This is a genomic window from Siccibacter colletis, from assembly GCF_025914095.1.
Classification (GTDB): domain Bacteria; phylum Pseudomonadota; class Gammaproteobacteria; order Enterobacterales; family Enterobacteriaceae; genus Siccibacter; species Siccibacter colletis.
In genome coordinates this window covers 2367626-2380251 of the sequence record NZ_CP074352.1, presented here as the reverse complement: position 1 = coordinate 2380251, position 12626 = coordinate 2367626, and the positions used below count along the sequence as shown (strand labels likewise).

At 49.9% G+C, this 12626-nt stretch carries 17 protein-coding genes and 1 pseudogene; 8 read left to right on the top strand and 10 right to left on the bottom strand.

The window, feature by feature from the left end:
- Nucleotides 1-306 precede the first annotated feature (306 nt).
- Entirely contained in the window at nt 307-747 is a 441-nt protein-coding gene (locus tag KFZ77_RS11520; protein WP_264384262.1) for a hypothetical protein, read from the bottom strand.
- 45 nt (nt 748-792) lie between these two features.
- Between KFZ77_RS11520 and KFZ77_RS11515 the strand changes: the two are divergent.
- The 6 genes and pseudogenes from KFZ77_RS11515 to KFZ77_RS11490 all read left to right on the top strand — a co-directional run.
- Nucleotides 793-1077: pseudogene (locus tag KFZ77_RS11515) on the top strand (terminase small subunit); the annotation flags it as partial.
- 959 nt (nt 1078-2036) lie between these two features.
- Nucleotides 2037-2231 (top strand): C40 family peptidase, encoded by a 195-nt coding sequence (locus KFZ77_RS11510; RefSeq protein ID WP_406678776.1) that lies wholly within the window; start codon nt 2037-2039, stop codon nt 2229-2231.
- Nucleotides 2219-2404 carry a tail assembly protein gene (locus tag KFZ77_RS11505; RefSeq protein WP_264384261.1) on the top strand — a complete coding sequence of 62 codons (186 nt, stop codon included), beginning with the start codon at nt 2219-2221 and terminating at the stop codon, nt 2402-2404. The genes KFZ77_RS11510 and KFZ77_RS11505 overlap by 13 nt, the downstream gene beginning before the upstream one ends.
- A gap of 19 nt (nt 2405-2423) precedes the next feature.
- A complete protein-coding gene (locus KFZ77_RS11500) occupies nt 2424-2906 on the top strand; it encodes a phage tail protein (protein WP_264384260.1) in 483 nt (160 codons plus the stop codon).
- Nucleotides 2906-3142 (top strand): hypothetical protein, encoded by a 237-nt coding sequence (locus KFZ77_RS11495; protein ID WP_264384259.1) that lies wholly within the window; start codon nt 2906-2908, stop codon nt 3140-3142. Before KFZ77_RS11500 ends, KFZ77_RS11495 begins: the two co-directional genes overlap by 1 nt.
- Nucleotides 3135-3359, top strand: coding sequence for a tail fiber assembly protein (locus tag KFZ77_RS11490; protein WP_264384258.1), 225 nt, complete (start codon nt 3135-3137; stop codon nt 3357-3359). Before KFZ77_RS11495 ends, KFZ77_RS11490 begins: the two co-directional genes overlap by 8 nt.
- Nucleotides 3360-3867: 508 nt before the next feature.
- Here the strand turns inward: KFZ77_RS11490 and KFZ77_RS11485 are convergent.
- Genes KFZ77_RS11485 through KFZ77_RS11475 form a run of 3 tightly spaced genes read right to left on the bottom strand, consistent with a single transcriptional unit; the run spans nt 3868 to nt 5422 of the window.
- On the bottom strand, nt 3868-4170 hold the full coding sequence (locus KFZ77_RS11485; protein WP_264384257.1) for a hypothetical protein: 303 nt from the start codon (nt 4168-4170) through the stop codon (nt 3868-3870).
- Nucleotides 4154-4990 carry a hypothetical protein gene (locus KFZ77_RS11480; RefSeq protein WP_264384256.1) on the bottom strand — a complete coding sequence of 279 codons (837 nt, stop codon included), beginning with the start codon at nt 4988-4990 and terminating at the stop codon, nt 4154-4156. The genes KFZ77_RS11485 and KFZ77_RS11480 overlap by 17 nt, the downstream gene beginning before the upstream one ends.
- 6 nt (nt 4991-4996) lie before the next feature.
- Complete coding sequence (locus KFZ77_RS11475) at nt 4997-5422, bottom strand: hypothetical protein (RefSeq protein ID WP_264384255.1); 426 nt, start codon at nt 5420-5422, stop codon at nt 4997-4999.
- A 739-nt stretch (nt 5423-6161) separates the two neighbouring features.
- Between KFZ77_RS11475 and KFZ77_RS11470 the strand changes: the two genes are divergently transcribed.
- Entirely contained in the window at nt 6162-6401 is a 240-nt protein-coding gene (locus tag KFZ77_RS11470) for a hypothetical protein (RefSeq protein ID WP_264384254.1), read from the top strand.
- 704 nt (nt 6402-7105) lie between these two features.
- Here KFZ77_RS11470 and KFZ77_RS11465 read toward each other — a convergent pair.
- The 4 genes from KFZ77_RS11465 to yedE all read right to left on the bottom strand — a co-directional run bounded on the left by KFZ77_RS11465 (nt 7106) and on the right by yedE (nt 10309).
- Nucleotides 7106-8275, bottom strand: a complete 1170-nt coding sequence (locus tag KFZ77_RS11465; protein ID WP_264384253.1) for an MFS transporter — start codon at nt 8273-8275, stop codon at nt 7106-7108.
- Nucleotides 8265-8795 carry a TetR/AcrR family transcriptional regulator gene (locus KFZ77_RS11460; protein ID WP_264384252.1) on the bottom strand — a complete coding sequence of 177 codons (531 nt, stop codon included), beginning with the start codon at nt 8793-8795 and terminating at the stop codon, nt 8265-8267. The genes KFZ77_RS11465 and KFZ77_RS11460 overlap by 11 nt, the downstream gene beginning before the upstream one ends.
- A gap of 75 nt (nt 8796-8870) precedes the next feature.
- A complete protein-coding gene (gene yedF, locus KFZ77_RS11455; protein ID WP_264384251.1) occupies nt 8871-9104 on the bottom strand; it encodes a sulfurtransferase-like selenium metabolism protein YedF in 234 nt (77 codons plus the stop codon).
- Nucleotides 9101-10309 carry a selenium metabolism membrane protein YedE/FdhT gene (gene yedE, locus KFZ77_RS11450; protein ID WP_264384250.1) on the bottom strand — a complete coding sequence of 403 codons (1209 nt, stop codon included), beginning with the start codon at nt 10307-10309 and terminating at the stop codon, nt 9101-9103. Before yedE ends, yedF begins: the two co-directional genes overlap by 4 nt.
- A 382-nt stretch (nt 10310-10691) precedes the next feature.
- Between yedE and KFZ77_RS11445 the strand changes: the two genes are divergently transcribed.
- Entirely contained in the window at nt 10692-10874 is a 183-nt protein-coding gene (locus tag KFZ77_RS11445; RefSeq protein WP_264384249.1) for a hypothetical protein, read from the top strand.
- Between the two features lie 112 nt (nt 10875-10986).
- On the opposite strand, the gene KFZ77_RS11440 is transcribed toward KFZ77_RS11445, so the two are convergent.
- Together KFZ77_RS11440 and KFZ77_RS11435 are read right to left on the bottom strand one after the other, a co-directional pair.
- The gene (locus tag KFZ77_RS11440; protein WP_264384248.1) at nt 10987-11610 is read right to left on the bottom strand and encodes a helix-turn-helix domain-containing protein; all 624 of its coding nucleotides are present in this window, start codon (nt 11608-11610) and stop codon (nt 10987-10989) included.
- Nucleotides 11611-11731: 121 nt separating this feature from the next.
- Nucleotides 11732-12391: a helix-turn-helix domain-containing protein gene (locus tag KFZ77_RS11435; protein ID WP_264384247.1), complete on the bottom strand. Its 660-nt coding sequence runs from the start codon at nt 12389-12391 to the stop codon at nt 11732-11734.
- Nucleotides 12392-12626: the final 235 nt, after the last annotated feature.

Genomic DNA, 12626 nt, shown 5'->3' with positions numbered 1-12626 from the left:
TTCCTTTTCAGATGATAAAAACAGCTATGATTGAAAAGCCATCAACAGATGGCCTATCCATGGAATTCGAAATGAAAAAGGCACTGGCAATACTGTTTGTTCTGATGTCATTAGGGGCAGCAACTCAAGCGATTGCAGGGAATTGTCAACACGACTCCGATACTGCAAGCGATGGTTCTCGTTGTGGTGGCCGCTCTTCAGATTCTCGCCCGGGCGGTGGTGGATCTCGCTAATAGTATCAAGCCGCCTACGGGCGGCTTTTTGTTGCCATCACAATGGTAGGCCATCGTAATGGCAAGGTTCCAATTATTGGAATAACTTAGCTTTCAGGCATCCAGATACAACGCACGACAAAAATGCGTCATGACCGTGCTGAATTCTGACACCTAGCTGGTATGGCTCCTCGCCAGGATAGTGGACGATTGTTTCACCCCGAGGATTAATTGCGAATGAAACAATAAGGTTTCCATTGCTAGGATTAGTCAGTGATAATATTAACTCTAAATCACCACCGCCTTGCCATGTCAACTGGTCGTGTAGTTGGATTTTTTTAGCGAAGTCAGGGAATGTAAAATAAATATTCCTTGGATTGTAAGACTCATCAGCTTCAATAGTTATGTGTTTAGCTATAGCGTTTGGCAGGCTAAGGTAGTTTGATAGATCATTAAGGAAGGTCCGGGCAACATTCTCTAATCTGGATTTGCTTTGACTAACAGCATTCATAAGATCGTTGTGTAGATTTGTCATTTTTCACTCCATTTAAAATTTAAAATCATGTAACCAAGGTAACCTATGGCACTCACAGACAAACAAGAAATGTTCTGTCGCGAGTACCTCATCGATTTAAACGCCACTCAGGCAGCGATTCGAGTGGGATACAGCGCTAAAACTGCTAACCGTACCGCTACAAAATTACTGTCAAAAGCTGTCATTCAACAAAGGATCGCCGAACTCAAAACGAAGCGCAACGAAGACGTGGGGATTGATGCTGATTATGTGCTCCGACGCTTGGTTGAAATCGACCAGATGGACGTTATGGACATACTGAATGATGATGGCAGCCTGAGAGCGATTACCTTAGCTTTGTATGAGCAAGTGAAAGCTCTGACAGATGCAGGCGATACTGCTGGTGCGACTAAGGCTATCATCGACCAGCTCGCAAACTCTCAAAAGAGTTTTGGTGATGCTTCCGTTTCTTCACTTCGACTCACCGGGGGCTGGTGGGATGACCTAATCGACAAGGTCGGTAAATACAAGCTTTCGCTGGATGATCTGAAAGCCACCCCAACTGTCGGGCTTAAGGAACAGGGAATCCGCACAGGTGGGAGCGAGCTGCCCGGATGGGATTATGTGACCCGTGAAGCAGCAAAGCCCCAGATTCCTACTGTTGAGGTTACGAAGGCTGGCCTGCAGCAGTTAATCAGCCTTCAACAAGAAAACTCAGCCAAAGCCAAGCAGTTCAATGATGAGCAACTTAAATTTCGTCTGCAGATGAATGCCAGCGAAAAATCGTTGGCAACTAACGCTCAAAAGAGAACTGAAGAAGCCGAGAAATACGCCAAAGCAGTGAAGGCGGGTTATATAACTCAGGTTGAGGCTGACAGGCATCTCGCGCAATTTAACGAGCGCTACAAGGACCCCAAAACACCTAAAACGCCATCGGTTAAGGTTGATGATGGTGACCGCACAGTTGAGACCTACCAGGCTCAGGCCAGGACGTTAACTGAAACTCTCGAGACCCTACGCAAGACCGGGGAGACTCAGGCCAAAAATACAGAACTCAGCAAGCAGCAATCACGCTTTGCCGAGCTCGACCAGGCTGCAAAAACTCGAGCCTTAACGACTCAGGAAAACGCTCTGCTTGCCAGCCGTGAAGCTATTCTGAATGCCGCAAAAGTGGTGGACCATAAGAATAAAGAAATTGAGGCTCAGCAGAAGATTAATGGCCTGGCGCAGCAGGCTAATACCCGGACAACCTGTATTTCGAGAACTGGGAACGGGAAGGGTTTATCGAATGCGGCCCGGCCCCCGGATGCATGGTTATCATGCAGGTCGAGTCCGGTAAGTGGAATCACGCTGGGATCATCACCGAAGAAGGGGAATTGCTCCACCATCTTTACGGCCAGCCATCGTGTATCACGCCTTATGCGCATGGCTACTTCAAAGATCGGACGATGATTTGCGTCCGCCACGAAAAATTGCCGGAGGAGATAAAACCATGGCGCGGTTAACTACAATTCGACTGTACGGTGCTCTCGGTACCCGCTTTGGTCGCGTGCATAGACTGGCGGTGCAGACATCAGCCGAGGCCGTAAAGGCCCTGTGCGTGAACTTTGATGGTCTGGAAAGTTACCTGATGGAAGCTAAAAAAAACGGCATGACGTTCGCTGTTTTCCGCGGTTAGCGGTACAGAGCCGCGCTTCATGTTTGACGTATACATTCAGTCGCAGGCTGACGCCTGGCAGGTAATCAAGGACATCGCTGCTGGCTTCAACGGCATGACATTCTGGGGCAACAACATGTTTAACGTTGTCTCTGACATGCCGGCGGACACGTCGAAACTGCAGATCCTTACCCGCGCCTCGGTGGTTGGGAAACCGGTCTACTCGAGCGGCAGTGAAAAGACCCGCTTCTCCAGTGCACTGATCAACTTCAGCGACCCGGACAACCATTATCAAGACCGCACCACGGCAGTGATGTTCCCGGATCTGGTAAAGCAGTTTAAGTTCAAGCAGACGCAAATTACTGCGATCGGCTGTACGCGCGAGAGCGAGGCGCAGCGGCGCGGCGGATGGGCAGTTTATTCCAACTCCCTCGACCGCATCATCACTCTAGCCGGAGACGGCCGCGACTGGTCTAACTCAGTAGCCACAACGGTAGCCATCTTTGGTAAGGGAGCAATTTAATGAAGGTCATTTATCAGTCAGAGTATGGTGTAGCCGTTTTATCACCAGCAGATTGCGGACTTACTGTACTGGAAGTCGGTCAAAAAGACGTGCCGGCAGGTCTGCCATTCTGGTTAGTTAACGAGGCTGAGCTGCCACTGGACATTCCCCAGGAAGCATGGGAGCTGGACGAGGCTGCACTGGGTGAGCCGAGCGGCATTGGCGGAACGTATCGTGAGGTAGCGAGCAATGATTAAAATCAATCAGGACAAGCTGGCAGAAATTAAGGCGGAGGAAATTCGCGCCGAGCGTGACCGCCGGATCGCCGAGTGTGACTGGGCAATGATGCCGGACGCGCCCACGGATAAAGAGGCGTGGGCGACTTACCGTCAGGCGCTGCGCGATGTTCCACAGCAACAGACGTTTCCGCTTGATCCAGTTTGGCCCTGCGCGCCGGCCAGCGCTGAGAGGTGAATGATACTCCCAGCCCTGTAAAAGCTGATTAATGTCCGCTTTGAGCGAGGAACGAAAGTTCACAAGGCGTCATTACATAATGTTTATTGATCAATAGGAAGTTGTTTATGTGTTCAGTCAGCAGACAGTTTGAGAAGCTGAAATTTTGTACGTGAAGTGCGTTTTTGATGAACAATACTTGGTAAGCATTTGAATATACTTAAAGAAATATCTTTTTTGAGTGACTGCGCTTTCTGTATCTATCCTCAGTAAAGGAAAAGGTTCTGATGTCTTAAAAAATATGCTATCTTTACACGCAGTATCCATTAAAACCCATTAACGAGTTGAAAAGCACCGATAAGCTAAAGATAGCTAGGTAAAAGCTCTTAATGATGCCGGATGAAAACGAGGAAATTGCCAGCATAATCAGTAGGTTAAATGCATTTTTCGACAGATGATCTCATGGGGAGCGCCTACTTAGCGTGGTTTTTCGTGAAGATCGCGACTGAAATAGTGTGAAACCTCTTGGCTAGCGCTCTTTTTTGAAATTACTACAGGATCGAACGATGGGCACATGGGGATCGCCAATGATTGCGCGAGTTTTCATATGTACCGCACCAGATGTCTGTTGGTTTTTCAGGGGATAGCCAGCAAAAAATTCTAATGCTGCGTAAATTTTTTTGTTATTTGCCGATGTTGGATGGCTACGTTGGGGATCGCCAGCTATGGTGCTGTGTTGGTTTTCGAGTATGCTGCTAAGGTAAAAATTTAATGGATAAACAACATGGGAGCTAAATTTAGCTCCCATATCATTTTTAAGAGATAAAATCATTAGAAAACATATTTACATGGCTTCTATCCCTTATAGTAATAGGTTCATCACCGTGGCAATGATGAAACTCAGTGGACAACTTACTATTGTCGTTATCTCCAGCGGAAACATTAAAGTGCTTTCTTGAATCAATTTTACATCCAAATCTATATTTGGCTAAAATATCACAAAGGTAGTCATGCCCTTTAGTGTCGTACGAAGAATGAATCTCATCGCCCAATGAGAAATGACGGCCTTTATCATCTATATAGTACTTATTTCTATACTCACTTCTTTTTTTCGGCTTTCGCATCATTTTCAAATCAGAAGCCATCTTCTGGAAATCATTATCAGAAACCGTTGAGTTATATCTTATAGCGGCTTCTCTTATGAAATCCTTTAATTTATCCGACGAAAAGTTTTTTATTGGTAATCTGGCCATTTCACCAAGACCACCGTCATCAACTATAGATTTCATCAGGTTAAGTTTTTTTACTGCTTTATTTGCTGCACTGGAAATATAGTTATGAAACTGTTTTTCTTTGATTGAAGAGATACCATCGAGCTGGCAAAGAAGAAACGCATTTTCTATACAAGATAAATTCGAAAAAGCAAATTCATCAGACAATATGGCAACATTATCATCATATTCATATTTAATTTTGCTATATATAAACCCAATTAGTGAAGCTGTGCTGGAGTTAGCATCGGTAACATGGTAAGTAAGAAAATCGCCACCACCTAACTTATCCAGGGAATCCATCAACTTTAAACTATCAACTCTTGATGAAATGAAATCACAGAACTCTCGTCTGCCTGACATTATAATGAATTTAACCATTTTAAATCACCTCATCAACTTCGCGATGATTCTTACCGGTATGTGAATTTCATCCAAGTCATGCTGAGGTAGAGAACCTATCGCCTCTAGGAATAGAATTGTTATTTCCCTGTTGGTTAATTCTTCTTTTTCATTGGTTGATGGTTTTTTTGCGGCTGATTCAAATGAAAAATTGCTATCTTTAGGGACCACAACAATTCTTGCTTTCGCTACAGGATGCGTCATTAATTTTACGTTTAATGAATCTTGTTTATTTGACACCCATGCCTTTAGTGATTTGTTACCTATAACCGACTTCATATCTCCATATTCTCTAAAATCAGTTACTGCATTACTTAAAAGATATGGGGAGCCGTTTCCTTCCCAAGTTTGAAAAGCCTTATCCTGAATGAAACGACAAACACCATTTTCATCATTTGTATAACTACTCATATAAACCCCATTTAGACAATAAATATTATATCGGTTGCTACCAATCTGAGAAGTACTAATGGTAGCCCTCTTTAATACTACATAAATCTACTGTTGTATGCACCACTAATAGCGCTCAGGACGTTTTGAGTACTATGAAGATGAAAACCAGCGTGCTCAGTGAAGGATCATATCAGTAATCGCGCAGGAGCAGAGCACGGTATAGAAAGATTATCTCTCCAGTAATGGGCTCTAGGGTTACTGTGGGAACTGTTACATTTCTATTGTCCATGAGCATGGTAACAATGTCTTCTAGACTGTTACTTGTTTCATATGCTGAATAGGTCTTGGGGATCTCATTCTTACAAATCGTACTGATGACTCAAGGACAGTTATCGAGAAATTAACTCAGATTCAGTAGGTGTTGGTTTCGCGATCATACTGATGATAGTGGTGAGGCTGTGGCATTTGAAAGCACACGACTACATGCACGCCATAACATCCTTTATGAGTTTGGTTTTTGGGTTCTCCAGGAGGGCAACATTGAAATACCTTATGTTCTCGAACTGTATACTGAGTTTGATGAAAACAATAGTAATGTCCGCTCTTGGCACAAAGCTGTCGGACGTTGCTGTTGCCGACAAAGAGCCTCGCCAAGCCCACCGGCCAGCGCACCGTATTGATAGGCCGCTTCGTATTGATCTCCTCGTTGAGTAAATGTACTGTATTTATATACAGCAATTTTAGGCGGGAGGTCACAATGGGCAGAATTTACGAAATTGCGTACGCGTTCGACAGGGCGATGAAGGTGAGTCCACAGGGGAAGAAAACAGTGACTACTGCGGACTTTGTACATGAGCTAGCAAAGGTTAACTGGGACTGGACGCGGAGGCAGGCTAACGAATGGATAGAGATGAGTGTCAGCACGTTCAAAGACATCTCTACTGGGGACGGGGATAACCGTACCTTCATGGTCTATAACCCGAACGGGGGAAGATAGCCATGGGATTTCCTTCACCGGCGCAGAGCCACTCCGACACGCCGATCTCCCTCGATGCACTCTGCTTCAAAGTGCCGAGCGCAACTTACGTTATTCGGGCTGGCTTCTTCTCATGGCGAGAGGGAATAAAACATAGTGCGATGCTGGTGGTTGTTGTTCGTTGCAAGCCTGTGATGGATCGCTGGTTATGTGCCTTATTGATGGTGCGATTAATATCCGTCGATACAGGTTGTATCCGGTACCGCGACTCGAGTGCCTAGACACGCCAGAACGATACAACATGTTAAGCGATGACGAACATGCCGAATCGATCATTGTCCAGGGGCTAGTAACTTACATTTTGAACGATGCTCATACCGGTGAGTTTGATGATTGCCCAGTGATGTGAATTGAGACGCCTGACCGCCACGAAGTTCACTCATCCCACACTCGAATAGTATGGCAAGAGTTTGATCTTGAAAGAGCGTAATGGTAAGTGTTGGGATGTTAATTAATGAGTGAATTTGGAGTTAACTTGATGATTTAAAAAGGATAAATCGGGGTGGGGCGTAAACAGGAATCGTTTTCGGTCTTTTTTTATCTGTTGCCTGAGGCCTTTCCAGTACGGAGGGCGCTTCCCGTAAACCCATTCCGAACGGCCACCGGCTGCGATAAACCATACCATATACCGCGGTGTCTGCGTCCAGGGATTTTTCAGCTGAATGTTAAATTTCTTTCTCCGGCGATTTCCCGGATAACCGCGCCGCGCTTCGCTCAGGCGTTATTCCCGCAAGACCCAGCCCCAGCACACAGAACGCTATTAGCGCCGCCGGTGCGCCCGCGTCGTTATACAGTAGCCCGAACAGCATCGATCCGATAACCTGACCCACCGCCAGCATAAAGAACGCCAGCCCCACGCCGGACGCGGGCGTATCGGGCGCGGCGTTGGCCCCGTGCACCAGCAGCACCCCGGAAAGCGTAATGTAACCCGCCCCGCACAGGGCCACCGCCGGGATCAGCCAGCCGTTAAAGCCCTGAGTAAAGGCCAGCCCCAGCAGCGGGAGCGCCATTGCCAGTTGGGCAACGCGATAGATACCCGTCAGGCCGAAGCGCGCCGCTGCCGGGCCGGTGAACACGCCAAGCACGCCGGCCCCGCCGCTGACCAGCCACAGCAAGCTGGCCGCCTGGTCATCTACCCGCACATGCTGACGCAGCACGTCGGGGCCGAAGCTCCACCAGGCGGCGCTGGCGATACCGCTTACCAGGGCAATCGTCGCCAGACGGCGCATCACCGGCTGACGCAACCGGGAAATAATCCCGGCGTCAGGCGAGGCGGGCGTTTCGCTGCGTCCGGGCAGCCAGCGCAGGAGTGGGATCAGGCAGAGCAGGGCGATAACGGCGAACACCACGCAGGCGCTGCGCCAGCCGCCGGGGAGCAGCATCAGCACCGGCACGGAGAGGATAATTCCGCCTCCGGTACCGGCATTGATTACCGTATTGACCTGCGGCTGTCGGGTAGCGCTGACGCAGCGGCTGACCGCCGCGGCAAGCGAGGGGGAGGCCAGGCCGGAGCTGAGTCCGGCGATAAACAGCCCGGCGGCCAGCATTCCCGGGGAGCCGGCGCTGGCGAGCAGCATAAGCCCGGCGGCGGCAAACAGCGTTGCCGTGATGCCGGTCAGGCGCGGGCCAAAACGCGCCGTCACCCGGGAAGCACTCAGCGAGGCGAGACAGTAAGCCACAAAGCTGCACGCGGCGATCACCCCGGCAATACGCGGGGAGAAGGGTACATCTTGCGCGATATCCGGGAGCATCAGCCCCCAGGAGAAACGTGCCAGGCCATAGGTGACGGCAATCAGTGAAAAGCCGGTGAGGCTCAGGGCGAGATCATTTCTCATGGTCTTCTCCGCTATGGCGCAGCACCAGCGCAGCGGTGGCAGCCGCCTGGTGCGCGGCATGCGGGCCAAGGATCAGCCCGGCGGTGATGGCGCCTTCGAACAGCATCCAGACTGCGTCCCTGGCGGCGGCTACCGGGATACAGGCGCTAAGGTAGCGGCGCAGCCCATAGCGAAAATCGAGGGCGTGGGCAGAGAGACGCGCATCCTGCTGGGCATATTCCCCCCAGACCTTGAGAAAAAAGCAGCCTTCGGCACCCTGCGCCTGCATCCAGTGCGCCAGCACGGCAAACAGGTGCGGAATGGCTTGCGGGCTGTCAGGCGGCAGCAGATCGGCGAAAAAGCGCTGCTGGCGGGCGTCCATCACGGCTTCGGTGAGATGGTCGCGGGACGGAAAGTAGCGGTAAAAGGTGCGCGTCGATACCCCGGCCTCTCGGCAAAGCACGTCGGTGCTGGTCGCGTGAAAGCCGTTGGCGTAGAACAGCCGCTCAGCGGCATTGAGAATGTCTTGTCGTTTGTCCATTTATTAAAAGTAAACCGATCGTTTTACTTTGGCAAAAAAAAGCCGCTCCCGGGAGCGGCCTGACCGGCACGGTAGTTACTTCTGGATCAGAAAGCGCAGCACCGGCCCGTCCTGCTGAATGTCCAGCACGATATAGCCGTGGTTGCGGGCATCCTGAGGAATGTTATTGATCGACTGGGCGCAGTCGCTGATGACTTCGAGGATCTCGCCGCGCGCCAGCTGCGGCATCTGCTCCAGCATGGCAACAGCGGGGTAGGGGCAGGATTCACCCTGCATATCCAGGCGATAATCGGGAACGTGTGTGGTCATACTGGCTCCTTGAGAGTCTGAAGTGAGGTGCGGCGGCGGAAGAAGTATTTCTCCCAGCCCACAATCAGCAGCAGGGCGGTAAGCAACAGCCCATAGGTCATCAACAGCCCGCCCAGCGGGCCAAAGGTGTTGAGCAGATTGACTTTATCCCAGCCGGTGGCAAGCGAGGGTGCGAGGTCGTCCCAGTAGTACGCCAGCAGCGTAGAGCCAATCACGTTCCCCAGACCAACCCACCAGAAGTGTACCTGGCCCTCTACTGCGCGGTACATCCAGCCGGTTTCACATCCGCCGGCCAGTACAATACCAAAGCCAAACAGCAGGCCGCCGATGACGGCATTAGGCCCGGCCCACATAATTTTTGCTTCCACGCCGAGCTGCACATAGCTGTAGATGCCGATGGCGCTGACTGCCATGCCGAACACGATCGCCTTTGCCATATGGGTGCGCCCGGTGATCCACATGTCGCGGAAGGCCGAGGTGAAGCAGATCTGAGCGCGCTCAATAAGCAGCCCGAAACCGACGCCGCACAGCATCGCCAGCCCGAGCTTCGGTTGCTGGAACGCGGTGAGCAGCGCCCAGCCAACGATGGCGACGAACACCGCGACGCCCAGCCGGAAGCGGCGGCGGGCGCGATCGACCTGTTGCGTTGGCGATGAAGCAGCGGAGACTTTTTCCAGTTTCACCGGCAGGCGGAACATCGGCAGCAGGGTAAAGCGTGCGCCAAACCAGGTCCCGACCGCGGTCGCGACGGCAAAAAACCACGCGTGCAGCGAGAACTGCGGAATGCCGGTAAAGAACGCAGCGAGGTTGCAGCCCATTGCCAGACGGGCACCGAAGCCGGCAATAATGCCACCGGCTACCGCCTGGACGATGCGGATCCGGCTGCGGGGCAGGCGCAGCTTAACGTTGTTGGCCCACAGTGCCGCAGCAAAACAGCCGCCGAACATGCCGATGATCATCATGCCGTCGATGCGGGTTAACGGGGAGCCTTCGAGATGAATGAGTTTGAAATAGCCCCACTCTTCGGTGTGGACGCCGGCCAGCTGCAGCAGCTGGCCACCCCAGCGGGTAAACTCGCCGGTGACGGCCCAGAAGGTGCCGGTCAGCCCAAAATAGTAAGTAGAAAGAACGCCAGCGGCGATAACAGCGGGCATGGGAGCCCAGAATTTGATCAGATACGTGTGTTTAAAGTAGTGCCATGACATGCGGATAGCCTCTGAACTCAGAAGGATCTACTGCGCCATTACCTGACGCGGGGAGCGGGTATAATACATCAGTTAAGATTATTCCTGGAGGAAATATATTCTTCGCCCCATAAAGGTGCGCCTGTCATGATTAACAACCTTAACGGGGACGATATATTTACGGCAAAATAAAATATTCATAAATCATTGATTATAAAGTGATATGTATTATTTACTAAGAAAAAGTAATATTGGCTGCCAGCCCGCAATGGGGAATTGTCCTAAAGGATAAATTTGAATAGAGTGCTTTTTTGTCGTTTTCTGTGCGGATAAAACCGTTAATGAACGCGGTACATTGTTTATCAGACGCGGTGAACCCATAAAGCGGATATGGAGGTTACACATGAACCAATTAACTATCGGTCAGCTTATAAATACCGCCCCAACGGTGGCGAAGTTCGAAAGTAAGATCGCTCAGGAGCTGATCGAAGCGATGGCGCAGAGCCTGGAGTATCTGCTGGAAGAGAATGCCGAACTGCGTAAGCACCTGCACGGCACGCTGCCGTCGGTGGTATTGATTAATTAACAGGGATGCGCCTGTTAGCATTACCAGGCGCACCGGCGATATCTTTACCGCCGGGAATTAGCGACACCTAAGAATCACCGTACGTCATCTTCATCGTCCGATGAGACTTGCCTCAGGGCATTTTGTCAGGCAGTTCGTTAACGGCAATCAACATGCCTTTCTCAATCACGATAGCGTTGACCTCCTTCAGGCGCGACAGCACTTTAAATACCCCGCTGCGCGACAGCTGCGTACGGCTGCGTATGTACTCTTCCACTTTTACACTGGTGCGGATCGTCTCAGGCTCATTGATTAATTCCAACAGCTGATTGCATACCATCGAAAAGGTATCAGGAGCGGCAACCTGGCTCATATGGATGAGAAGTTTGGTCGAGAGCACCTGCAAAAACCCGGCATACAGCTGCCAGCTGTCTGTTTTTTGAATAAGCGCCATCACCTCATCTTGGGTGAGGGTAGCGACTTCACACTCCGTTTCTGCGACAAAGATTAATTCCAGCAGCTCCTGGTCGGGAAACGCCACCCCGGCAATCCACGGAGTATTGATTCGGTCAATCTGTGTACGGGTTTCCTTGTAAAAACCAGAGATCTGACCGCTGCGAAAAAGATAGCAGCGCTGCTTATTATGCCCGGAAAAGGTGAAGCGGCTACGCGCCGGATAAGTCCTGAAAGTCAGAAACTCGCTAAGCTTTTCAATAAGATCGCCTGCGTAAGTATTCTGCGACTTTTTCATCGCCATCAACGACTGGGTTTGCGTGGTCATAGCATCATCGCCGCAAAGGGGAAGTAAACAATATATAGCACAGTTATATATTTGCTTACAGCGTAAGCACCCGGCAGCGCGCCGGGTGGCTGTGGGGTTAATACTTATCAGGTAAATGGTTGATAGTAAGCAAAATTCCACGTTCCGCTGTGATGTGACCATCGGCCTTAAGGCGGGAGAGGATACGCATCACTCCACTGCGCGAGAGAAAGGTGCGTGACAGAATATAATTCGCTGCGGTGATATTTTGTTTGATGGACGGAGGCTCTCCGTCCAGTTGTACCAGCTGATTTTTGATTATCTCGTAGGAGGAGAGCTGCGAGATCGACAGGCAGTGGGCATAAATCTTGCTGGCGTTATAGATCAACAAATTAGCGTAACTTTCCCAGAGATTATGCGTGCGGATAATTTGCCGGGCATCGGTAAAAGAGAGCATGCCGATGAGCGAATCTTCCTGGGTACGTAAATACAGGTGTTGTGAAACACCCACCTGATTGCCAAGACCAAATATAAAGGGGGCATTTTCCGAGTTAAGAATGATGCTATCGCTGCTGCGATAAAGTGCCACGCTGCCTTTAAGTAATAAAAAGCATTGATTTTCCTGATCTTTAATAAAGTTAAGCGACTTCCGTTTTTGTGTTAATGATTTATTGCATTCCGTAGAAAGGTGCTGCATTAATAAATTAATATCTTTGACAGGTTTATTGGGTTCTTTACCCAGACCGCGCTCAGGATGTCGTGTTTTTAACGTGCTCATCGTTGGAACAACTCCATAAATTACCTTTTATTACCGTGGTGAATATGTGGCCGGATTATGATGCCAGGAAAGCCACCGATAAAGAATCTTCTGGTCTATTTGTGGACTAAAAAGCAGTTGTCTCAATTCGGATGTTATATCAAAATCCGCTCCAACAACGGCGCTGCCCAATATCAATGAGTCGAATCTGGCTGGTAATTGAATTTTAACTTTTGATAATCCTTAGGTCATATAG